Origin of the sequence: Gluconacetobacter dulcium, from assembly GCF_014174165.1 — a bacterium.
Lineage (GTDB): Bacteria > Pseudomonadota > Alphaproteobacteria > Acetobacterales > Acetobacteraceae > Gluconacetobacter > Gluconacetobacter dulcium.
Map to the genome: position 1 here is coordinate 93,112 of NZ_JABEQN010000008.1, position 20,917 is coordinate 114,028.

Sequence of the window (20,917 nt, forward strand, 5' to 3'; positions counted from 1 at the left end):
GGAGAGGACGCAATGGAAACACAGACGGGGATGGCGGCGAGAGGGACGACGATCCCTGGAATGCTGCCGTGTGCTGCGCGGGAAGCAGTGGGTGCCACAAGCCTCACTCCGGGCAAGACGCCTTCCACCCCATCTTCCTCCGCTGCGCTCCGTGCAGACGGGTCCCCTGAGAAGGCATCTTGCCCTGCGTTGCGTTTGCGGCGGTCCTGAAAGTGTCGGGACGAAAGGCGTCGCTGCGCATCGCTTTCGCCCTGTCGCCTCCGGCTCGGGTCGAACGAAAGGCTGTCGTCTTCTTTTTCTTTGTGCAAGCGGTAAACGCGATACGATGCGGGTAATTCCGTTGTGTGTATTTGGTTTTTATGAAGTGGATTGCGGTTTTGTATTGTAATTAATGCGGTGAATGCCTATACTGACTTTGAAATCAAACGGGTGTTGAGGCTCACCTCCGAGAAGAGCGCCACCTGGACTGCGAAAGGGATCCGAAATGGCTCGCTTCGAACTTTCCGATGATGACCGGGCGAACATCGCCAGTGGTGTTCCCTGCGCAGCTCTCCTCGAGCGGCATGGCTACGCCCTCGATCGCAGCGAGAGCACCCGCAATTGCCTCAAGTATCGTGCGGCCACGGGCTATCCGATCATCGTCAATCACCATGGGCGCGGCTGGTGGGACACCGGGTCCAACGAAAAGGGCGACGTGTTTGACCTGATCCGCCGCCTGGAACCGGCGCTCAGCTGGCGGGATGCCTGTGCCGAACTGGGAAAGATGATTGGTGTCGAGCCCGAAGGCGCGGTCTTCGTTCGGGAACGCAAGGCAAAGGGTGGATGCGATGCGCCACCGGCGCCGCGCTGGGAACGGTGCGCGGTGTTGGCGCCAGGTAGTCAGGCGTGGACCTATCTGACCGTTGAGCGTGCGCTGCCGGAATGGGTGGTTCGCCGGGCCGTGGCCGCCGGCGTGGTCCGGGACGGGCTGCATGCCGCGTGGTTCTGTCACCGTGATGCCCAGGGCCAGATTTGTGGCGCCGAGCTGCGCGGCCCGGAGCGTCATCTCTGCCTGAAGGGTACGGTCAAGACGCTCTTCCGATATATGCCGGGAGGTGCTCCGGTCGTGCGGCGCCTGGTCGTCACCGAGGCCGCGCTCGACGCACTGTCCTTTGCGGCCCTCGATGGTGGTCGCACGGTGGACACGCTCTACACGTCCACGGCCGGCGGCATGGGCCCGGAAACCGAGGAGGCCCTCAGGGCGCATCTGCGTGCGATGGCGCGCGAGCCGGGCGCCAGGCTGGTCATTGCCACCGACAACGACAAAGCCGGCGATCGCTACGCTGCGAGGCTCGCATCCTTGGCGGATGGCGCCGGCGTGCCCTGGACGCGCGAACTGCCGGCATGGGGCATGAACGACTTCAACGACGTTCTGCGCCGTGTGGTGGCCGAGCGCGCGGCCGCAGCCGCATGATGATGACTGCACAGGAGTTCGCAGTGTTGCGGGAGCGTTTCCTTGCACACCCGCGCGCTGCCTCGATCATGAGACGCTGGCCTGGCGGCGAGGCGCAGGCGGTCTGGGTAGCCGTCGAGTGCGAGAACATCGAGATCACCGCACGTGGTCTGGTGGTGGGCGGAGACGTCGTCGACGGGGACTGGGACCTCGATGGACGATTCCTTCTGTTCGACATTGATGACGATTCCGCGGGCGCCTTTTACGCCGTGAATGGTTGGTGTGGCTCCGTAAAGGAGATTGCTCGCCTCGATCCCGATGGCGCAGGCCACGGACCCACGCCCTTTATGAGAGATGGAGGAATGAACATGGACTCTGAACAAACTCGCCGGGAAATGGACGCACTGTTTCCGGGCCTTGAGCAGAATGAGGCCCTGCAGGCTGCATTTGAGGCGCATCCCGGATCGGTGGCCTTTCTGGAGCTTCAGCCGGAACTGGGGCGGACCATTCCCTGGGTGCTGGTCGGGTGCGATGTGAATGGCCGGCAGATCACGGGGCTGGTCGTCGATGGGATCGTCGTCCGGCACGGTTGGGATCTCCGGGAGGAGTTTGTCCTGTTCAGCGTGGACATCGGACCCACCGGGCGTTTTGTCACCATTCCGGGCGGTGAGGCGACCGTGTCGGTCATCGGGACCTCCCCGTCGGCAGTCGGGTTCGGCGAGAGGCCGGACGCATCCGCATTGCTGCGGGAAATGGTGGAGGCAAGCGCCGCATGGGCGTCGAACGCCGAACTCGTCCGGTCCTGGCACGCATGCGCCGTTCTGCATCGTCTGCCGAGCTATCCTGACTGTTTCGCCGAGTTCCACAGGGATTGCGAGGTAACGCGTGGACTCGTGATTGGTGGGCATCTCGATCGCGACGGGCAGTGGGACTTCACGCAGGAGGTCCAGGTGATTCTCCGGTCGGGCGAGACTGTCATGCTCGATCCGACCCAGGCGGACAATATGGAGATCCTCCATGGACATGATGTTGTCATGCCGCCACGGCGGGGTTGAGATGTCGGCGGGTCTGACAGGCGCGCAGAGTGACGCGGCCCGCGCCTCGGGGCCGATCGTGGTGCTGGCCGGCGCCGGAACAGGCAAGACGCGTACGCTCGTCGCCGGGTTCGTCGACCGCATCATGCGGCGCGGGATGCGGGCGAACCGCATCCTCGCCGTCACATTTACCAACAAGGCTGCCGCGGAGATGAAGTCGCGGATTGTCGAAGCTCTCGGGTCCGGTGTTGCGCCGCAGTGGGTTGGGACCTTTCATGCCCATGGCCGTCGGCAGCTTCGGACCGACCCTGACATCGCCGGCCTGCGGCAAGGCTTCGATGTGTGCGATGCCGAGGACAGCCAGAAGATCGTGCGTCGTTTGCTGGAGAAGGCCTGTGCAGCCGGCGTTTTCGAGGTCGAGGATAGTGAGGTCTTCCGCCGCCGGGTAAAATCGATCACGGCACGCATCGCCATGCTGAAGGAGGAACTGATCCTGCCCGACGTGGCGGCCGCCGCGACCGAAGGGCTTATCGCCAGCCGAAAGCTCGCCGATCCGGACGACATCATGGCCTGGCGCGATGCCGCCGCTGTCTACCCCGCCTACCAGGCGCTTCTCCGGGAAGCGAATATGGCCGATTTCGCTGATCTGCTGCTGTGGCCGACCATCACCATGCTTCGGGACGAGACATACCGCCGGGATTGGGCCGCGCGCTTTGATGCGGTGCTCGCGGACGAGTTCCAGGACGTCAACCGGCTCCAGTTCCTTTGGCTGAAGGCGCTGTCGCGTGACCATGGCGAGCTGTTCTGCGTCGGCGACGACGCGCAGAGCATTTACGGCTGGCGTGGGGCAAATGTCCGCATCATTCGCAACTTCCTCAAGGAATTTCCAACCGGTCGGATGATCGCCCTGGAGGAGAATTTCCGCTCGACCGGCCACATCCTCTCGGCCGCCAATGCGGTGATTGCCAGGGACCCCAACCGGCTGAAGAAAGAACTCCACACGGCCGCCGGCGACGGGAAGCCAATCGAGATCGTGTCGTGGTCGGGAAGCGCCGAGGAGGCAAAGGGGATCGCGGCCGAGATCGGGCGACGCGCGCTCGAGGGTGTCCCCTACTCGGATATGGCGATCCTCTATCGATTCAACTTCCTGTCACGCCTCGTCGAAGAAGAACTGCTCCGGTCGAAAATTCCCTATGAGCTGGTCAACGACACCGCGTTTTGGCAACGAGCCGTGGTCAAGGACGCGCTCGCGTTGTTGCGTCTTTCCTGCTGCCCGGATGAGCGCCAGTCCGACGAGGCCTTTCGTCGGGTCGTGAACCAGCCCGCTCGTGGCATCGGTGCGAAGTCGATCGCCCGGCTTGAGCAACTGGCGGACGACGAAGCCGTCTCGCTGTTCCGGGCGGCCGAGATCTGGGCCGGGTCGGCATCCGGCAAGACCCGGGAACGCCTGCAGGCGTTCCTCTCGTTCATCCGGACGATGGAGGACCGCGCGGAAGCCTCGGAAAACTCCTTGAGCCCCCGTATCAGGACCCTGCTTGAGGACAGCGGCTACGCCGATATGCATCGTGCCGCCGGTGAGGACGGACGTGCTGCTCTCGAAAACCTGCACGAACTGCTGGAGCTCGCTCAGGAGTTCGCCGATGCCCAGGACCTGTTCGACCACGCATCTCTCGGATCCGCCAGTCACGGCGAGGATACCTTCGGCCGCGTCAAACTGATGACGATCCATGGCGCCAAGGGGCTGGAGTTCGGGCATGTGTTTCTGATCGGTTGGGAAGACACCGTTTTCCCGTCGCGCAACAACTCAGATCCCGATGAAGAGCGACGCCTGGCGTATGTGGCCCTGACCCGCGGCCGGCGACAGGTTTCGATATCCTGGTGTGCCTTTCGCAATGGGCGTCCTGCCGAACAGAACTGCTTCGTGGATGAGCTGCCAGAGGCTGCCAGGCATGAGGGATGGCTGCGTGAGGTCGGTCACAATCGTCGGTTTAGTAGCGGCCGCCGCAGTAGTGCGGCCGAACAGAATGCGGCACTTGGGTTTTAGAATTAGAACTTAAATTACCTAAAATCAGTGGGTTGTGCGGAGTTACAAATGAATGCCGCACAATCTCACCCATGAGACGCGATGATTCCCCACCCGATTCGGCCCGGCGGCGGGCCATGTCGTGCATTGGTTGCCCGCGCGGCGGACTGGCCAGATCCCGGATGCTGTTTCCGCTCGCCCCGATGGTGTCATGATGGGGCTGCCGGATCCTCGGCAGGTTGCTGCCCGACCGTATGCCGCGCTCGGTGATGACGAGCGGGTGGCCGTCCATAGCCGAGTAATGTGTCACGTTCGGCGGGCACTCGATCGCGGCCCTCATGGCTTACTGGAACTCCGCGCCGGCCTTTCCGCCGAGGAGGCGGGTGCCTTCCCGGTCGTTCTCGCCGACATGGTGAGAGCCGGCGAAATTGCCGCGCTTGGGCACAGTATCTACGTCCGAGTGCCCTGGATGCCCGCAACACGTCCCGTTACGTCGACCCCCGTGCAGGATCTCGTCCTCGCCGCGCTGACCCGGCATGGAACGCCGGACACTTTGGCCACCTGGCTGGGCCTGACCCAAGAGGCTGTCAAAGCGGCCCTCGCTGCCCTTGAGCGTGCTGGTCTTGTTCAGGAGAGCTTCGGACGCACGCGCCGGGGACACTGGCGTATCGTGTCGCAACGCATGGCGTCACACATCCGCCGCGGTGCTCAGGACCGAGTGTTCGCTGACGTGGCTTCTCATGAGTGACTGGGTGACGTTTCCGGACGGCCGCCGAGGACGGCTGGGATGGGCGTGGGACGCAGAGCGCGCAGCGTTGTGGCAACGTATGCACTCCAGCGCGCATGGTGATCCCAGACGACCGATCTGCGATTGCGTAGCGGGCGGCCGTCGTCTCGAGCTCGCTGTGCGCGAACTGATACGTCGCGACGACGGACGTCAGGTCCGACGGTATTGTCTCGCGCGCATGCCCCATGACGGCACGCTCCATCAGGCTGGTTGCCCCTTTCACGAGACCGATGCGCGGCGAAGCGGGCGATCGGGATATCAGCAGGGCGTGATACGCGAATTGCCGGACGGCCGGTTGAGGATCGCGATTGCCGGGGGCCTGGAGGTGCGGCAGCCGGCTCCAGAGCCGGTCGCCGCCCAAGGCGCAGAACCAGCGAACGGAGCGGCGCGGCCCCGGCAGGCACGCATGAGCCTGCTGGGGCTGCTTCACTTGCTATGGGAAGAAGGCGGGCTCAACGCGTGGTCTCCCGAGGATCGCCGGCGCCGTACCTGGTGGCCCACGGTACGTGGAGCGCTCGATGACGCGGCCGCTGGTATAATTGCCGGACGAGAAGCGCTGTCCAATGTCTTCGCGACAGTGGGCTATCGGGACGCAGATGGACCCCACCTGTTCGCCAAGGTGGCTCGGCAATGCGGCCAGACTCGACGCATCGTCCTGGTGGGTCTTGTGAATCAAATTACGCGCTATCAGCCGCAGGTTGCAGACGGGCAACCTCCACGGCCCCCTCGCCTGCGGGTGGTCTTTGACGGTGTCAGGAACTACGGACTCTATGTCTCGGCTCCGGTCGAAGCGGAGCGCCGGCTTGCGCGCAGCTTCCCCTGGGCGTGGAAGGCCCTCGGCCAGGATCCGCGGGATCGGGCCATCCGTGTCGTCGCCGTCGTTGCTGCGCGGATCCAGCCCACACGGAGCGGCACGCACTTTACAGCGTGGGCGGATGGCATTGCATTAATGGAAACGGCACCGTCTCTCGTGCCGGTTGCAAGTTTCCACGAATTGCGTGTGCTGCAGGCATTGCAGCATGAGGGAAGGCGGTTTCGGAAGCCGCTTCGCTACGATGCTGAGCGCCAGGTCGTCCATCCCGATTTCGAATTGCTCGATACCGTTGATCCTCGCGGGACGCCCATGGAGGTGTTTGGCAGGGACGATGAGGACTACGCGGCCAGGGCGGCCGAGAAGCAGCAATACTACGACGCCGTCTATGGTATCCGCGGGTGGTGGTCCTGGGATGCTACCCGGGCGGACCACTGGCCACCTTTTCCTCCAGCCTCCCAGCTTGCCGCACGGTCCACAAAATGACGGCACGCGGGTTCGAAACGGTGGAGAACGATTTGGAGGCAATCGGGTGGGGGCTGCGCCAGGTCTCCCGACGCTCGGGCTTTTCCCGCGCGCGTATCACGCGGCTAAAATCGACCACGCTTGACCATGATGGTAGCCCGGCGGAACGTGCATTCCGCCGTTGGATTGCGGATCTCGCCCGCCTGCACCGGAGGTTCTACTCCCCGCTGTCGCCCGCCGTTCCGGCGCCCGGAAACAGGCCTTGCCTGAACGGCGCCGGCGTGAACCGTGCCTTGATTATCATCGGGTGGTCCGAGCGTTTTCTGGCAGAGAGTCTGGCCATGCATCGCACAGAATTACGAAGAGTCCTCGAAAACGGCGGAGAGTTGAGCCCGCGGCCGTCGCGCTGGCTCGACGTCCTGTGCGACGGTCACATCGATCTGCCGCGCCCTGATGTGACGGATTGAGACGATGGGAACCCACGGTTCGCAGGAGCGACAAGACTCTGGGTCTGGACGCTTGAGCAATACGGCAGGAGGTATTGCGGTTGAGCGCCTGAGGTCGATCATTGAACGTGTCGAACGCCTCGAAGAAGAGCGCAAGGCGCTGACAGCGGACATAGGAGATATCTTCGTAGAGGCGAAGTCAGCAGGCTTCGATGTGAAAGTCGTGCGGCAGATAATCCGTCTTCGAAAGCGGCAACCCGCCGAAGTGGAGGCGGAAGAAACTTTGCTCGCGATCTATCGGCAAGCCCTGGGGATGTAGGGATGGAATATCGGGCCCTCGTAAAGCAACTCACGCCGGCCGTGTCTATCTCCCTGCCGGACGCCGTCGCCCGCCGCGCTTCACGTCCGCCGCATGGGGGACGCGGACTCGTATGGGCGGCAGCGGCGGCCCTGCTGTGCGATTTGTCCGATGGCTACATTCTTGCGGACCAGTTTGGGGCACCCGGTCGCTTTGCCCTCTCAATACTTGGGCCGACCCGGCTGGTCCTGCCGCCCTGGATCTGGCTGCTTATCGCTGTTGCCTCCCTCAGTGCCGGATGGTTCCTCGATCGCGCGCAGCGTGGGCGTGCACGACAGCTGCGTTTGATGGTCAGGGCATTGCGTTTCGGCGCTCTGGGGGTGGGTGCCTTCCTCCGCCTGGCCAGCTGATCGGCGATCGGTTCGGAGTCACAAACGATGGGCGTAGCCTGATCCGATGTTAGATTTTCCGCCGCGCCTGTGGACTGGTCTGGCCAGTGGCCTTCTATTGCCGCGCGGGCTTCTCGTTCATCCGGATCTCGATCCGGATGGTCACGGGGCGAGGGTAGGAATTCTGGCGCGTGCGATAGGGCTGCCGTTAATGCCAGGTACCCCTGGTGATCGCCTTGAGCTGGCCGGTTGCATGCATGACGTGGGGAAAATATTCGTCCCCCCAGAAATTCTCAACAAGCCCGGTTCGCTCACGGTGGACGAGCGCACGATCATGAACAGGCATCCGGTGGATGGAGCCTGGTTCCTCAGCGCTGTCCGTCCCGATCTCCACCGAGACGTGCTCGATGCCGCGCTTTATCACCATGAGGACTTTGACGGGCGCGGCTACCCATGTGGGCTTACGGCCCAGAGGATCCCTCTTGTGGCGCGGATTATTGCCGTCGCTGACGCCATTGATGCGTTGCTGTCCCCTCGCGTCTATCGGCCAGCCTGGGTTCCAGGACGCGTCCGCCATTACCTCGCCGATCGTAGCGGGACGCGCCTCGATCCGCTCGTCGTCTCAGTCGCGATCGAGCGGTTCGATACGCTGCTAACGCTGCGCCAGGGGCGCGGGAAACGGCGGGCGAAGCTCATACTTCTTGCCGAAAGGGAAACATAGTTGTGTTGCGAGCCTTCCGGGACTGGCGCTTTCTCCTAGACACGGCCAGCGGCGCGGTAGCCCTCGCGTCGTTTGCGTCCTCTTGCTGTTTCGCTTTGGCACAATTGTGGCATATCGCGATACCGGCTTATCGGTTCTATTTACTTGCCGGCGCGCCCTACGCCGTCGGCGTCTTCTTCGAGGCGCGACTGAGATCCAGAAGAAGCGGTGCTATGCCACATGAGAAGGCGCTCAGGCGAGAGAACTGACCTGCAGCCACAACTAGCGGTGCGCCGCAATGGCGCGCCCAAGGGCTGGGCGCAAGCGCCCGCCATTGCCCCGCCCCGCCAGCCGTGCCCGCCGGAATGGGATCAAGAAAAGGAATTGATCCCGTGCTAAATAAAAACTTCAAGATTTCCAGAGTCTTCGTCGGCAGACGATCTGCGCTTCCTGCCGATATGACCGTTCCGCCTATGTCTGTTTCCGTGTTTCCGGGGGACGCGATCGCCGATATTCGCGAACGGCTTACAGATGATGTCATCCGAGTCCTGTGCCCGGAGGATTGGCGGGCGCAGAGGTGCGAGCGATGGTGCGGGGTACTCCGCCCGTGGGTAGAAGCAGCTATTCCCGGGCCGCCGGCAGCGCCTGCCGACCCGGCGGCACCTCCGGCACCGTTGGGGGCGGTGCCATGGCCTCTTGCACCTGACTCGGAGGCTTACGGTGATCACGCCGGATGGTGGATTGTGGTTGACGCGACCGGAGAGCATGAGCTCAGTGAGGCTTATCCGACACCTGAATTGGCCGAGTGTGAAGCACAGAAGATAAACGGCGCGGATCCGCACGCCGAATGGTATCGGCATTGGTTCGCCTTCCAGGGAGGCGTGTCATGAGCAACTGCGCCATCAACTGGTTCCAGCTTATCGGCCCGGGCTCCAGCCTTCAGGCTGCTGCCGATCATCTGTCCCTTGCTCCTCCAGCAGAGGAATGCCACGCGTTCGAATTCGATCTGCCGGGTTGGTACGATGGATCTGCGTGGCATGTCGCTGACGATCTTGCAACACGCTTCCCGGATCTTGCCGTGCGTTACGAGTTTCGGCCGGAATTCGACAATTTCGCCCTGCATGGTGTTGGTGCGTGGGAGGGCGGGGCGGCGCTCTATCGCGCACCGCTCGAAATAGTCGATAGCTGCTGCTATTCGACTCCCACGACGCAGGGTGCACAGCATACAATCCCGTTGATGCGGCGCACCGAAGCGCTCACGCGAGCGGCTTGCCATTTCCCGCTCCAACACCACTTCGAAACAATCAGAAGAATACCTGCCGGCTCGGATGGGTGGCGGGTTCTCGAAAGCTATCCGCCGCACCAGTTCAGCGCCATTCACCTTCCGGATGTCGGTGCGACGGGTGAGGTAGTGGTCCTCTACCCGGAGGCACGCCGTGCTATGCTGTTCCAAGGCGTGAACACAGTGGGCGCGTTCGAAGTGAACCGCGCCTTGCAGACGGATGAGGTTCTGACGCTGACATGCTTGCCGGGGTGGGCCGTCGAGCAATGGACGTTTGCCAACGGAATAGCTGGTTGATCCCGGATCGAGCCCGAATGTGCAGCGAAGGCCGCCGGTGCTGGCACACCGACGACCCTCTGTTTCCACCCCTGTCTTACCCAGAGGAAGAACGTAACCGTTCATAACAATTGTCGCTGTTATCGGCAATGTTTGGCAGTGATCGTGACGCTGCTCACACCTGAGACGCATGGGCGCCCCTTCGGGGTTCGCTCGCCCAGGCCCTCTAGGCGGTCGAGCCGCCAAGAGGGATCGAGCCCCCTGCGGGGTCTCGCCGCTTTCGCGCTAATGCTCTCCGCCGGGCCGTGGGCTGTGCTGCGTGTCGGCGGGGCGGGGGAGTAATGGGCGGCGAGGGGAGTGTGACGGCTCCTCGACCCCCCTGACACGCCTGCGGCGCGTCAGGGGGGCACGCTCCGGGGATTACGCACCGCATCCAGCTCCAGTGTGACAACAGCCCGTGCGGTCTATCAACAGGGGAACGACCCTCGCCGCGCCTGGGCCACCCCGCGTTCATCGCAGGCCCTGCGGTCCCGCGCTGTCCGCAGGGCGACCGGCTTGCTCAGGCCGCTCCCCTGTTGACAGACCACCCGGCCCGTCGTCTTGCCGAAGGCAGGATGTGGCTCAGAAAAGCGCTCCATCCCCTACGCTCTCGTCACCGTCGCGGGCGCTCGCCGCCCCGCACCCCGGCAGCGATGTGGTCTAGTAAAGCAATCGGTTTCTTTCAGTATCGCAAGCAAGAAAAGCGGCACTAATGCAAATAAATTTCGCCATTATTGGCGGGTTTATGCCGTTTTCTCTTGCCGAAACTCGGCAATCTGTACTATTCTTTTCTTGTCGAGAGGGATTGGCCCTCGGTAAGGCCAGAATAGCTGGTTCGGAAATACTGTAGCTGTGGAGTGTAGATAATGGCCGGTTCCGTCAACAAAGTGATCCTCGTGGGCAACCTGGGCAAGGACCCCGAAATCCGCCACGCGCAGAGTGGTGCGAAGATCGTTTCCCTGACGCTGGCGACCAGCGACACCTGGAACGACAAGGCGTCCGGAGAGCGCCGCGAGAAGACGGAATGGCACCGCGTCGTCATCTACAACGAGCGCATCGCCGATGTCGCGGAACGCTTCCTCCGCAAGGGGCGCAAGGTCTATCTCGAGGGATCACTCCAGACCCGCAAGTGGACCGACCAGTCGGGCCAGGAACGCTACACAACCGAGGTGGTGGTCGACCGCTTCCGGGGTGACCTGGTGCTTCTGGACAGCAACCGCGGCGAGGGTGAGGACTTTGGGGGCGGGCAATCCGCGAGTGCCCCGGCGTCTCGTGGCAATGCTGGCCGTTCGCCGGCAACCGCAGGTCGGGCGGACGTCGATGACGAGGTCCCGTTCTAAATCCTTCGGACGGACGGGCGGCCGCGCGCAAGAGTGGCCACCGCGCCTATCTCATTGAACAACCAATACGCCGGTGGCCCAATGTTGCCTTCTCACCTTTTCGGAAATCGCCCAACGTCGGCCTCTCTCGCGCTGTTGCTTCATCTGCGCCGCGAGATGGAGCGGATCGAGGCAGAGACAGTGGTCCCATTGGACCCGACCGATCTGGTCGACCATGCTTCCGTCGCAATCGCCAACGCTCGCCGATCTGGTCTCGACGCGGTCCACAAGTATTATTGGCGGGAAGCAACGAAGGTTGTTCGCTCCCTTCTGCGGTCCAATGCCGGTCGCGCGGCTCTCGCGAGCGTCGGACTGGCCGGTGACACGCCGGCTCAGGTCCTCGCCTGTACATCTCGCTGAGTGAGGGCTGCTTCAATGGGCAAGAACGAGACCGCGGCTCGTAACCTCCTGGACGCCGCGTATAGCACGATAAACGCGGACTCTGGACACGCCATGGATGCGGAGGCGTTGTTTGCCAGCCTCTTCTTTGAACTTGGACCTGAAGCGTTAACGCCCCAGGCCCTCGATCGCCTTGGCCGCCTCTATCTCGAATATTGCGCAAACTTCGGCGTCAGCCCGGTTATGAGCGACGCAAAGCCAGATGTGGGAACCGGCGGCGACCTGCCGGCGACGCCGTTGTCGCCGGTCAGCGTCATGATGCCGCTTGAGGTGCCCGACACGACGCGCCACTTGGGAGCGAGCGATGCGCAGGGCCGCGCATCCGTGAGCGCGTTGTGGTCGAGGATACGCGATCTGGTCGCAGACGCCGTCCGCGACGCCACTATGCAGGCTGACGGGGCTGCCGAAGCGCATGCCCATTATCGAGAGCGGTTCACCCGCTTCGAGGCCGGCGTGACTTGGGGGAAGGCGTTTATCGGGCGGTTCAGGGAGCCGTGCAGATCGGCGGTTCAGGCTCGCTCGGTTGGAAAGCAGCCTTGAAGATACCTGTTCAGAGACCTATTATTAGACCTGTAAACCGATCATATCAGAGGCGCAGATGGTATATCCGATCCTTGCAGAGGTTGCGGCCAGTGTGTCCGAACTCAAAAGGAACCCAATGGCGACGGTCGCCGCTGGGGACGGCGCTCCGGTCGCGATCCTCAATCGCAATGAGCCAGCTTTCTACTGCGTGCCGGCGTCGGTCTATGCCAGCATGGTCGAGCGCCTTGAAGACGCCGAACTCAATGCAATTGCGGATGCTCGCCAGGGCGAGCCCGTGATCCCGGTCGTGCTCGATGAGCTATAAGCTCGCCTTTCTCGATTCCGCTCTCAAGGAATGGGGCAAACTGGACGGGACCACGCGCGGAGCCTTCAAGAAAAAGCTCGCCGAGCGTTGCGAAGTGCCCCGCGTCCCGTCAGCACAGCTCTCAGGCAGCCGCGACAGGTACAAGATCAAGCTCAGAGGCGTTGGGTACAGGCTCGTTTATGAGGTCCGCGATACGGAAATCGTGATCGTCGTCATTGCCATCGGACGACGCGACCGCAACGAAGTCTACAAGACCGCAGGGCGGAGAGCGGACTGATGCAAGCGCCCATGGTGGGACCGTATGTGAGTTCCGTCCTGACAGGTGACGCGCGGAGGGTCTTGTCCAATAGTAAAGGTCGTGTCTAACGGGATCGAACTCTACACTAAATGCAAATTATCTCGGTGATGTTCTCGCATAGATATTGACTATTATTGGATTTCTGTACTACAATTACAACATTCGCAGAGAATGTAGGCGAAACGGGCGCCTCGCCGTTCATCAGGGGCAGGAACCATAGCATATGGACCTCGGACTCAGCACGCTGACCGATGACCAGCTCGTCGAGCTGGTGCGCGCCATTTCGGCCGAGATGGCCCAGCGAAATCCGGCTGTCCTCGACGCCGCCAAGCGAGCGATGATGGACGTTGTGGCCCAGGCCACGCAGAGCCAGGACATGACCTGGTCGATCAAAAAATGGCTCGGAAAGATGGTGGTCGACCATCTCGGCGAGGGCTGGAAACTCAACGTCTGGAATGCACGCGATCGGGACGAAACCCGGGTTTATCTCGAGCACGCGGGTACCGACCGGCGTGGGCGCGACGCCATGAAATATTGTTATTACGTCACTGGCGGTGAAAAATTCCCGCCCGGCTCGCTGTCCCTGGTCAATGGCAGCAACAACAGGACCGCTGACAACACCATCGTCAAGATTGTCGCCAAAAGCGCATTCGCGCGCTTTCCCACAGGCGTCACCATCGAGTGCGACCGGGCCGCACAGACAGATTACGCTACACCCCCAGAGCCGGTTGAACTCACCGAATATGTCGAGAAACTTGCCATCCGGGCACACTACAAGTCGGAGCGCGATGCTGAGCGGGAGCGGATCTGGGCCGCGGAACTGGAATCCGTGCGTGCCGAAATCGCTGCGCTTGCAGCGCAGCGGGGCCGGCGCATATGGGGCCCGTATCCGACCGTCAACGACCTCGGGACAACTGACCCGGATTACGCGCGCCTCAAGCAGGATAATGACGCCGCGACCGAGCGGGCGCGCGCCAGGCTGGAAGCGTGGGATGCCGAACACCCGGAGCCAAACTGATGAATAATCCGAAGGGCAGGGGCGCATTGGCGTCCCCTCTCGCCGCCTTGGTGGCCCGTGCCGCGGCCAGTCTCCCGACCGAGACTGGCGCGACCGCAGCCGCCGGCGCCCAGCGACAAAATGGCGGATTTACCGTAATTCTTGCCGACGTTTCGTCATCAATGGCGGAATACGCCGGCGCGCGCCGTAAATGCGACATTCTGGACGATGCCATCGCTCCGGCCGTCAGGGACGGGGCCCACGTCGTCGCTTTCGGGAGTTACGTCAAGGACCTGCCAGCAGGGGCGCGCCTCCCTCCGCCGGCAGGAAGCACGGCGCTGCATCTCGCTCTGCGTCACGTCGAGGCCACGCGTCCGCGCCGCCTGGTCGTCGTCAGTGACGGAAGACCCGACGACCCCGCCGCCGCCCTGCGGGCGGCCGATCGGCTCGGATATGTGCGCATCGACGTGATCTACTGTGGACCCGATCACGATGGCGAAGCGCTGCGATTCATGCAGCGCCTCGCGCGGGGCGGCGGCGCCGCCTCTGCTCACGATATGGCACGCGAGCCCCAGAGGCTTGCCAACACCCTCAAACGCCTCGCCGGGCCTGCCGGAAATTGACGAATCACCCCAACCGCCGCCCAGGTGCGGAACAGGCGAACAGGCATCTCCTGCGCAGGACATATCTCGCATTCTGCATCGGGGCGGGCCTTCAGCCCGCAGACGTCGAACGCCTGCTCCTCGCTCGCGGCCATGCCATGACCACCAACCGGCTGCGCGCTCTCGGCCGGCAAGCCGACCCTGGCGCGGTTATCACAGCCACGGAGTTCTACGATCTAGTCTCCGAATGGGCACAAGAGCAGGCCGCGAAGCGAGGGGACCAAAAATGACGAAACTCACCCATCTTACCCTGAACACCGGCCATCTCACCCGCACATCCCGCGAAGATGTCGACCAGGCCGTCGTCGATGCGCTCCTCCCGATCGTCGACGCGGACGGTGGACCGATACCAGGTATCCCCGGCTGGTATCTCGACTTCATGCGTCCCCTCAACCCGGACCGGTCCGCACCGGTCAATGGTGCGGCCTTCTTCCAGGTTGCCGACCAGCCAGGGCGCAGCCCCCTTCCTGCCGTCCTCGCTGTGGCCTGCTGGCAGGAAAACATGGCGCCCGCAGCCTGGAAGCAGATCATCCAGGGCTATACCGCCCTCGAGCCGGCACTCCGATCCGCCGGCATCTGGCGCGCTCCGCCTCCCGCACACCCACGCCATACTCCCTGGCTCGTGGTCGCCCTCACACCGTTCATCGCCCTCGCAGACGCCGAAAACACCAAGGCTTTCGGTGATCTCGAGCGCGCTGTCGCCTGGGCCCTCACCCTCTGATCTGTCCACCCGGCCCCCTCATCGGCCGGCCGGCGATCGGGCGTTCCCCTGCGCTTCGCTCCGGGTCGCGTGACCCGGGCTCCGCCCCGAGCCCCCTGCGGGGTCTCGGCCATTCGGCGGATCCCGCTAACGCGCTGCGTGGGCGGCGCCGCGTGGCAAGCATGCCGGCAGAGTAAAGGGCGGCGAGGGGAGGAAGACGGCTCCTCGAAGCCGCCCGTGAGCAGCACACCGTTGTTCGGCAGAGCCATGTCCGGCGTGGACGCGCTTCGCGCGGCCTACGGCTGCGGCGTGCTACGCCGCATCCACGCTGTGAGCGTATTGTGCAGTGCTATACTGCCTGCTTAAGAAGCATAGAAACCTGAAAGGTCATGTATCCGTCAATGTTATAATCCTGTTGTGCGATGAATATTTATATTGGCATGAGTATGGTACATGCCTTAACGGCTAGCTATGCAATATTACTTATATTCATTCGGCCGGAATGCAGCTATTCTTTTTCTTGTCGAGAGGGATTGGCCCTCGGGACCAACGCCCCGGACGGTGCTGGAACACCAGTCCGGGACTTCGCCAGAATGAAGGATGAGTTCATGTCCGACGCAGCCAACGCTATGAACCAAGCCATGACCGCCGCGCAAGAGAAGAAGGGCACGCGCAAGGTCGCGCCGCAGGCCCGCAAGGCCGCCGCCGCCCGCCAGCGCACGCAGGCCCTTTCCGCTCCGACGCTGGCCGATATCCAGCGCCTCGTGCCCTCCGACGACCAGATGACCAGAATCGTCAATGCGTTCGGCGTGGAGAGCGGTGACGTGGACGAGCTGACCGGCGCGGGCTCGAACCTGATCCGGGACCAGTATGCGCTCCTGTCGCCCGTGCTCGTCTCCACCATCCGGGGGGAGGCGAATTATCAGGGCCTCAAGCTCCATCTCGATCGCGTCGTGGATGGTCTGATCCGCTCGGCCTACGGCGCCGCCAATTTCTACGAAAACCGCCGCATGATCGCCAAGGACGCCGCCGATAGCTGGGCTAACCAGCACCGCGACGAAGACCGCATGGGCGTGGACGGCGGCGAAAACCGCGTCGCCGGGCTCCGGCGCATCGCGGCCGAGAACGGCGCCAAGGCATATGCGCTGGCCGCTCTCGCCGCCGGTGCCTGCGCTGCATACGCCGAACTCATGGGCGCGGAGTGGAAACCCTACCAGCGCGACGACGGCCGCACCCTCGACCAGAAAGTCGCCGCCGCTCAGGCCGAAGCCCTCGGCTTCTGACCACCACGCCGGGCCGCCCACCGCGGCCCGGCATCCGTCATGGAGATTTCCTTGCGACCAGTTCTGCGCCGCATCTTGCGCTCACTTCTGCCGCCGCCCCAAGTGCCGAAGCACAAGGAAGACCGGTTCAAGGCTCTTGCTGGGGTGCTCCAGACAATCGCTCTCAGCACATGGGGCCTTGGTCTCGTCTCTCCCCTTATCGCAGGAGCCGGTACCATCACCCCCCGCAAGGTCGTGGTGGCCCTTGTACTCGGGGTCGCGTTCGAACTCGCATCTTTGACACTGCTCGCCTACGTCCCATATGATGATGCAAGTAAGGGAGGCTAGACCATGGACACCATGACTCAGGGATTCCTTTATATCCTCATTCCGGCAGCCGTGCTGACGGTTTGTCTCGGTCTCGCAATCGGCCCTCTTGCGGATCGCCTTGCGAAGTATCGCAAGGCGCTGCGATAGGCGCGTAAGACAATTCCAAAATGTAGGGCGGCCGACGGCCGCCTTTTTTATTTTCTGACCGTCAATTGACGAGCCGTCGTACGCTCGACCGCGACACCGTTCTTTCCACGGGCCGCGTTGCCCCCGTTTACCACATATCCACCGGCCGCGATCCTGACTCTTGGCGGTCGATCGCGGCCGGTGGATATGCTCCGGCGCCCCTGCGGGGCGCCTCCGGCCCTTCGGGCTGGAAAACGGGGACAACGCTGAGGGCGGCGGCGCGGGCCACAATCAACCGCCCATCATCTCCCGGATGCTGCCCAGTCCGGAACTTGCCGGACTGGAAGGCTTTGGCGTAGGCATCCGTCGCAGCCGTTCCCCAATTGGCTTTTCTCGCTCTGCTCGCATATGTCCCGTACGACTCTCAAAAGAGGACTGACACATGGACGGTTTTTTGCGCGCGATCGTGCTTGTCGCTCTGCCGTTCTGCGTCGCAGTCGGACTCTTCGCCCTCGCTCTGGGGCCAATTGCCAACCGGCTTTCCCAGTTACGTGAGGCGCTGCGATAGCAACACAACCGCCGCTTTCCGGCGAGAGGCGGCCGTTGGCCGCTTTTTTTTGCGCCACCCCTTAATTGATGGCGGGTCGTACCCTCGACGGCGACACCGCTCTTCCCGCGGGCCGCGTTGCCCCCGTTTGCCACATATCCACCGTCCGCGATCCTGACTCTTGGCGGTCGATCGCGGCCGGTGGATATGCTTCGGCGCCCCTGCGGGACGCCTCCGGCCCTGCGGGCTGGAAAACGGGGACAACGCTCAGGCCAGCGGGACAGGCCCTGTCCGCTCCGACGCGCCGTTGATTGATATTTCCGGCGGTGCAAGGGCGCGGGCAACTCCTCGGGCGCGCGGAGGGGGCAGTCGAACTCCCCCGCTTGCCTCCGGAGCCGCGGGACGAACCTGGACCAAAATGGACACAATCCTTCCCCGGTGCTTTCAGCGCGCGGCCTTGGTTTGACCGGCTTCCGGGCTCCCGTTCGGCAGCGGGTCCAACGCACACCACGCCATCCCGCTGGTCGGATCGCGGTGATAATTGTCCTCGCAAAAGCGGCCAGTGCGCGCAGCGTGCCAGTTCCACGTTATGCCGGTGCTGAAGCCGAGTGTTATCAGGATCGCGCCTGCCAGAATCATGCGCACGTAGGCCGCCCAGCGCGCCTCTCTGTAGAAGCGACGCTCATTGGCTGGGATCTCCTCGCGGAGCGCGTCAAAGACGCGCTCCTTGAGATCCGCCGTCAGCCCGGACACGAGCCCATCCAGCGCCACCTGGAGTTCACGCTTGCGGAAGAGTTCCTGCTTCCGAATGTTGGTCTGGGCGATCAGCGCCATCTGATTCACCTGCTCGCGGCCCGCTTCGAGGTCCGCTCGCAGGGTGCTCAACTCCTTACGTGCGCCGGCCAGCAGCGCCTCTGCGGCGGTCGTGGCATGGAACATTTGATCACATGCGTCGGCCGTCGCCTCACATTGGCGCAGGAACAGCACCCCCAAAGGGCTGTCGCGCTCGATCCCGGCATCGTGCAGGCTTGCAAGAAGGTGTTCCCGCGTTGCCTGGCGACCATCCGGGGCGGCTACGGCAGCCACAGATGCACGCCTTCCTCCTCGATATTTGCCCCGAAATCCCGCAACCATTTGACCGCCATGTGGCGCCAAAGGGGGTTTACTTGCGATCCATCCGCCTTCGGCTTGCCGGCGATCACGTCGAATACATTCAGGCCGTCGTTCTCAAGATACTTCATGCACGTCAAGGCTGGGAACACGACGGTGCGAACACCCGCATCGTGCATCGCTCGCAGCCGCTCGTCCTTGCGCAACCAGGCGAAGGGATCGGAGGACCGCGAGGTGGAGCGGTACAGTCCCTCGTTGAGGAAGAGGACCGAGTCACCGTCCTTGAATGAGGACGAATCCCAGATGCGGTAGACGTGATCGAAATCGTCGCGTTCAGGCCCGGTGAAATAGGCGAATGTCGGGATTACGCCGTTCGCACGGAGAAATGCGCCAAGGTCTGATTCCGCCGCCAGTTCCTCGCTCACGCGGTCGCCGCCGCCCATGTCGATTACGATCGACGCATCCTCGGACAGCGCCTCGGCGAGTGTGTTGGCGAGCCAGATCTTGCTCGCTTCCAATTCTGCGCTCGTCGGACGATCAACGCCATAAGGCCCGTCCGACGGAAAGAGCTTCGATAGTGTCGGATTGTTCGGATCTCCGTCTGCCGCCAGTGCTGGGCGTCCCGCCTCAATTGCCCAATGCATGAAGCATGAGAGCGCCAAACTGCCTCCGCTGCGCCCACGGCCAATTCGCCAAACCGACCGACGTTGGTGCCGCTCATCGGAGCGGGGTGTGGTGTCCGGCATGCTTGCGTCGTCTCCCTTCCATGTTGCTGGCAACATGCCAGCGACAAGGAAGGCTAGCCCGATCGTTTGTGACTGCGCCCCGACGGCTAATAGAGATTCGGAATCCTCGATTTTGCGGTTTGCATGACGTACTTCTCCTCGCGGGTCATCGTCAGGTTCGTAGGGTGCTTGGCTCGAAGCAGGCGACCGACATCGCGCAGCCAGTCCTTCTCGTACTCGTAGTTACGCTTGCTGGGATATCCCGGGAGATCTCCACCAATTTCCCACCTGGCGCCTGTCGCCTTGCAGATGTCGCCCTCCTTCACAGGGGGCAACGACGGATCATGCGGCAGATAGGCGCGCGCTGATACGTATGGCGGCGGATAATACGGCAAGTCGAGCGTGACGAGAGTGGCCTGATCATTCGCTCGAGCATGCTCAGCCGCAGGCGTTGGCTGCCGTGTCGTGGTGCCGGTCTCCGGAATGAGACCATTGGCCTCCTGTCTGGCCCGCAGTCGCTCACCAGCTTCACGCCGATACGGCTCCTCCTCTGCGGCCTGGCGCCGCTTCGAAGCGGCTGCCCGATTGACCTGCTCCATGCGACCTCGCAAAGCCGCATCCGCTTCGCGGGCTGCGGCGAGCCTCTGCACCCTATCAGCTGCGGCGGCCTCGGCTGCTTCTGCCCGAGCCTTTTCCTGCGCCTCCCGTGCCTCAAGAAACTTCCCGACCCGATACCAGACCATCTTTGCGCATCGGACTGTCGGCGCCTCCCCACGCCCGTTCGTGAGCCCGACCTCCCTGAACCAGGCGCATAACGCCGTCCAGTTCAACCGTCGCCCCGACCAGGCTCGAAGCAGTTCACCACGGTTCAGCTCCATCCACACGCGCAGTGACATCTCGCCATTCGCGCTCCGGAGCACCCTCAGGGCTCCCTCCACTCCGATGTCTGCCGCAGCCATTTCAACCTCCGAGTGCCGTCCAGTGCCCGCTACGCGTCTCACAGGCACATATCACGGCACCACTCCGTCTACAATAAAGCACGCTGAAGCTACGCGGAGACTACAGAGCGACTACAAGACAGTGACGACCAGAAACTTTCTCCATACACAAATGCACCCTTTCGGGTGCGGCCCCTGCGGGGCCACATTGCATCCGGTTGGGGGGCGTCGCGGCGATGCCCACGCACGGGCTATAGTGACGGGGCCGGTCGCCGAGGACCGGCGATTTTTGCCCCGCCGAAGGGCGGCCCAGAGCTCGCGGAAAGGGAGTGCGCCGGATGACACCATCGGACCTTGAAGATGCGATCGCCCGGCTAAAGGGGCAGAATCAGGCGCATGCCATGCTGTTGACCGCTATGCTGGTGGCAATGCCGACCGTTCAGCGGGTGGAGGCTGCGGCAATTCTGCGCCGGCTTCAGAAGGACCGCGCGTTCCTGGATATGGTGCCGATGCCGCTCGCCGCCGAAGTCACGGCCGAGGCCACGAGCGACGAAATCAAGCGGCTGCTGACGAACGCGGAGATTATCTGCCAGGGGTTGGGGAGGTAGGCGCCGA

22 protein-coding genes are annotated in these 20,917 nt (G+C 63.1%); 19 read left to right on the plus strand and 3 right to left on the minus strand.

Annotation, left to right across the window (positions count from 1 at the left end; all coding sequences use genetic code 11):
- Positions 1-484: 484 nt before the first annotated feature.
- The 18 genes from HLH25_RS08600 to HLH25_RS08680 all read left to right on the plus strand — a co-directional run bounded on the left by HLH25_RS08600 (position 485) and on the right by HLH25_RS08680 (position 16,547).
- Complete coding sequence (locus HLH25_RS08600) at positions 485-1,453, plus strand: DUF3991 and toprim domain-containing protein (RefSeq protein WP_182973665.1); 969 nt, start codon at positions 485-487, stop codon at positions 1,451-1,453.
- Entirely contained in the window at positions 1,450-2,487 is a 1,038-nt protein-coding gene (locus tag HLH25_RS08605) for a hypothetical protein (protein WP_182973666.1), read from the plus strand. Before HLH25_RS08600 ends, HLH25_RS08605 begins: the two co-directional genes overlap by 4 nt.
- Positions 2,450-4,510 carry an ATP-dependent helicase gene (locus HLH25_RS08610; protein WP_246401749.1) on the plus strand — a complete coding sequence of 687 codons (2,061 nt, stop codon included), beginning with the start codon at positions 2,450-2,452 and terminating at the stop codon, positions 4,508-4,510. The genes HLH25_RS08605 and HLH25_RS08610 overlap by 38 nt, the downstream gene beginning before the upstream one ends.
- 193 nt (positions 4,511-4,703) lie before the next feature.
- Positions 4,704-5,237, plus strand: a complete 534-nt coding sequence (locus tag HLH25_RS20755) for a DNA glycosylase AlkZ-like family protein (protein WP_408869946.1) — start codon at positions 4,704-4,706, stop codon at positions 5,235-5,237.
- Positions 5,238-5,316: 79 nt separating this feature from the next.
- Positions 5,317-6,573, plus strand: coding sequence for a DUF1173 family protein (locus HLH25_RS08615; protein WP_246401778.1), 1,257 nt, complete (start codon positions 5,317-5,319; stop codon positions 6,571-6,573).
- On the plus strand, positions 6,570-7,019 hold the full coding sequence (locus tag HLH25_RS08620) for a transcriptional regulator (protein ID WP_182973668.1): 450 nt from the start codon (positions 6,570-6,572) through the stop codon (positions 7,017-7,019). The genes HLH25_RS08615 and HLH25_RS08620 overlap by 4 nt, the downstream gene beginning before the upstream one ends.
- Positions 7,020-7,023: 4 nt before the next feature.
- On the plus strand, positions 7,024-7,317 hold the full coding sequence (locus HLH25_RS08625) for a DUF2312 domain-containing protein (protein WP_182973669.1): 294 nt from the start codon (positions 7,024-7,026) through the stop codon (positions 7,315-7,317).
- Between the two features lie 2 nt (positions 7,318-7,319).
- Positions 7,320-7,706, plus strand: a complete 387-nt coding sequence (locus HLH25_RS08630) for a hypothetical protein (protein ID WP_182973670.1) — start codon at positions 7,320-7,322, stop codon at positions 7,704-7,706.
- A gap of 46 nt (positions 7,707-7,752) precedes the next feature.
- Positions 7,753-8,406: an HD-GYP domain-containing protein gene (locus tag HLH25_RS08635; RefSeq protein ID WP_182973671.1), complete on the plus strand. Its 654-nt coding sequence runs from the start codon at positions 7,753-7,755 to the stop codon at positions 8,404-8,406.
- Between the two features lie 865 nt (positions 8,407-9,271).
- Positions 9,272-9,964: a hypothetical protein gene (locus HLH25_RS08640; RefSeq protein WP_182973672.1), complete on the plus strand. Its 693-nt coding sequence runs from the start codon at positions 9,272-9,274 to the stop codon at positions 9,962-9,964.
- Positions 9,965-10,848: 884 nt separating this feature from the next.
- Entirely contained in the window at positions 10,849-11,322 is a 474-nt protein-coding gene (gene ssb, locus HLH25_RS08645) for a single-stranded DNA-binding protein (protein ID WP_182973673.1), read from the plus strand.
- Positions 11,323-11,814: 492 nt separating this feature from the next.
- On the plus strand, positions 11,815-12,300 hold the full coding sequence (locus tag HLH25_RS08650) for a hypothetical protein (protein ID WP_220791737.1): 486 nt from the start codon (positions 11,815-11,817) through the stop codon (positions 12,298-12,300).
- A 58-nt stretch (positions 12,301-12,358) separates the two neighbouring features.
- Positions 12,359-12,607 (plus strand): type II toxin-antitoxin system Phd/YefM family antitoxin, encoded by a 249-nt coding sequence (locus HLH25_RS08655; RefSeq protein ID WP_182973675.1) that lies wholly within the window; start codon positions 12,359-12,361, stop codon positions 12,605-12,607.
- A complete protein-coding gene (locus HLH25_RS08660) occupies positions 12,597-12,884 on the plus strand; it encodes a type II toxin-antitoxin system RelE family toxin (protein WP_182973676.1) in 288 nt (95 codons plus the stop codon). Before HLH25_RS08655 ends, HLH25_RS08660 begins: the two co-directional genes overlap by 11 nt.
- 244 nt (positions 12,885-13,128) lie before the next feature.
- The gene (locus tag HLH25_RS08665; RefSeq protein ID WP_182973677.1) at positions 13,129-13,923 is read left to right on the plus strand and encodes a hypothetical protein; all 795 of its coding nucleotides are present in this window, start codon (positions 13,129-13,131) and stop codon (positions 13,921-13,923) included.
- A complete protein-coding gene (locus HLH25_RS08670; RefSeq protein WP_182973678.1) occupies positions 13,923-14,525 on the plus strand; it encodes a vWA domain-containing protein in 603 nt (200 codons plus the stop codon). The genes HLH25_RS08665 and HLH25_RS08670 overlap by 1 nt, the downstream gene beginning before the upstream one ends.
- 265 nt (positions 14,526-14,790) lie before the next feature.
- Positions 14,791-15,285 (plus strand): hypothetical protein, encoded by a 495-nt coding sequence (locus HLH25_RS08675; protein ID WP_182973679.1) that lies wholly within the window; start codon positions 14,791-14,793, stop codon positions 15,283-15,285.
- Between the two features lie 572 nt (positions 15,286-15,857).
- Complete coding sequence (locus tag HLH25_RS08680) at positions 15,858-16,547, plus strand: hypothetical protein (protein ID WP_246401751.1); 690 nt, start codon at positions 15,858-15,860, stop codon at positions 16,545-16,547.
- 1,426 nt (positions 16,548-17,973) lie between these two features.
- Here the strand turns inward: HLH25_RS08680 and HLH25_RS08685 are convergent.
- From HLH25_RS08685 to HLH25_RS08695, 3 genes are all read right to left on the minus strand, one after another.
- Positions 17,974-18,615 (minus strand): hypothetical protein, encoded by a 642-nt coding sequence (locus HLH25_RS08685; RefSeq protein WP_182973680.1) that lies wholly within the window; start codon positions 18,613-18,615, stop codon positions 17,974-17,976.
- Positions 18,603-19,385 (minus strand): hypothetical protein, encoded by a 783-nt coding sequence (locus tag HLH25_RS08690; RefSeq protein ID WP_182973681.1) that lies wholly within the window; start codon positions 19,383-19,385, stop codon positions 18,603-18,605. Before HLH25_RS08690 ends, HLH25_RS08685 begins: the two co-directional genes overlap by 13 nt.
- A gap of 86 nt (positions 19,386-19,471) precedes the next feature.
- Complete coding sequence (locus HLH25_RS08695) at positions 19,472-20,323, minus strand: hypothetical protein (RefSeq protein ID WP_220791738.1); 852 nt, start codon at positions 20,321-20,323, stop codon at positions 19,472-19,474.
- A gap of 317 nt (positions 20,324-20,640) precedes the next feature.
- Between HLH25_RS08695 and HLH25_RS08700 the strand changes: the two genes are divergently transcribed.
- Entirely contained in the window at positions 20,641-20,910 is a 270-nt protein-coding gene (locus HLH25_RS08700) for a hypothetical protein (protein ID WP_182973683.1), read from the plus strand.
- Positions 20,911-20,917 lie beyond the last annotated feature (7 nt).

Excerpts from the sequence above, each read along its gene's own strand:
- HLH25_RS08690 (WP_182973681.1), bottom strand. The coding sequence starts at position 19,385 with ATGCCGGACACCACACCCCGCTCCGATGAGCGGCACCAACGTCGGTCG.
- HLH25_RS08610 (WP_246401749.1), top strand. The coding sequence starts at position 2,450 with ATGGACATGATGTTGTCATGCCGCCACGGCGGGGTTGAGATGTCGGCG.
- HLH25_RS08625 (WP_182973669.1), top strand. The coding sequence starts at position 7,024 with ATGGGAACCCACGGTTCGCAGGAGCGACAAGACTCTGGGTCTGGACGC.
- HLH25_RS08655 (WP_182973675.1), top strand. The coding sequence starts at position 12,359 with ATGGTATATCCGATCCTTGCAGAGGTTGCGGCCAGTGTGTCCGAACTC.
- HLH25_RS08620 (WP_182973668.1), top strand. The coding sequence starts at position 6,570 with ATGACGGCACGCGGGTTCGAAACGGTGGAGAACGATTTGGAGGCAATC.
- HLH25_RS08630 (WP_182973670.1), top strand. The coding sequence starts at position 7,320 with ATGGAATATCGGGCCCTCGTAAAGCAACTCACGCCGGCCGTGTCTATC.
- HLH25_RS08670 (WP_182973678.1), top strand. The coding sequence starts at position 13,923 with ATGAATAATCCGAAGGGCAGGGGCGCATTGGCGTCCCCTCTCGCCGCC.
- HLH25_RS08635 (WP_182973671.1), top strand. The coding sequence starts at position 7,753 with ATGTTAGATTTTCCGCCGCGCCTGTGGACTGGTCTGGCCAGTGGCCTT.
- HLH25_RS08600 (WP_182973665.1), top strand. The coding sequence starts at position 485 with ATGGCTCGCTTCGAACTTTCCGATGATGACCGGGCGAACATCGCCAGT.
- HLH25_RS08680 (WP_246401751.1), top strand. The coding sequence starts at position 15,858 with ATGAAGGATGAGTTCATGTCCGACGCAGCCAACGCTATGAACCAAGCC.
- HLH25_RS08695 (WP_220791738.1), bottom strand. The coding sequence starts at position 20,323 with ATGGCTGCGGCAGACATCGGAGTGGAGGGAGCCCTGAGGGTGCTCCGG.
- HLH25_RS08640 (WP_182973672.1), top strand. The coding sequence starts at position 9,272 with ATGAGCAACTGCGCCATCAACTGGTTCCAGCTTATCGGCCCGGGCTCC.
- HLH25_RS08660 (WP_182973676.1), top strand. The coding sequence starts at position 12,597 with ATGAGCTATAAGCTCGCCTTTCTCGATTCCGCTCTCAAGGAATGGGGC.
- HLH25_RS08675 (WP_182973679.1), top strand. The coding sequence starts at position 14,791 with ATGACGAAACTCACCCATCTTACCCTGAACACCGGCCATCTCACCCGC.
- HLH25_RS08700 (WP_182973683.1), top strand. The coding sequence starts at position 20,641 with ATGACACCATCGGACCTTGAAGATGCGATCGCCCGGCTAAAGGGGCAG.
- ssb (WP_182973673.1), top strand. The coding sequence starts at position 10,849 with ATGGCCGGTTCCGTCAACAAAGTGATCCTCGTGGGCAACCTGGGCAAG.
- HLH25_RS08615 (WP_246401778.1), top strand. The coding sequence starts at position 5,317 with ATGCACTCCAGCGCGCATGGTGATCCCAGACGACCGATCTGCGATTGC.
- HLH25_RS20755 (WP_408869946.1), top strand. The coding sequence starts at position 4,704 with ATGGGGCTGCCGGATCCTCGGCAGGTTGCTGCCCGACCGTATGCCGCG.
- HLH25_RS08665 (WP_182973677.1), top strand. The coding sequence starts at position 13,129 with ATGGACCTCGGACTCAGCACGCTGACCGATGACCAGCTCGTCGAGCTG.
- HLH25_RS08605 (WP_182973666.1), top strand. The coding sequence starts at position 1,450 with ATGATGATGACTGCACAGGAGTTCGCAGTGTTGCGGGAGCGTTTCCTT.
- HLH25_RS08650 (WP_220791737.1), top strand. The coding sequence starts at position 11,815 with ATGGATGCGGAGGCGTTGTTTGCCAGCCTCTTCTTTGAACTTGGACCT.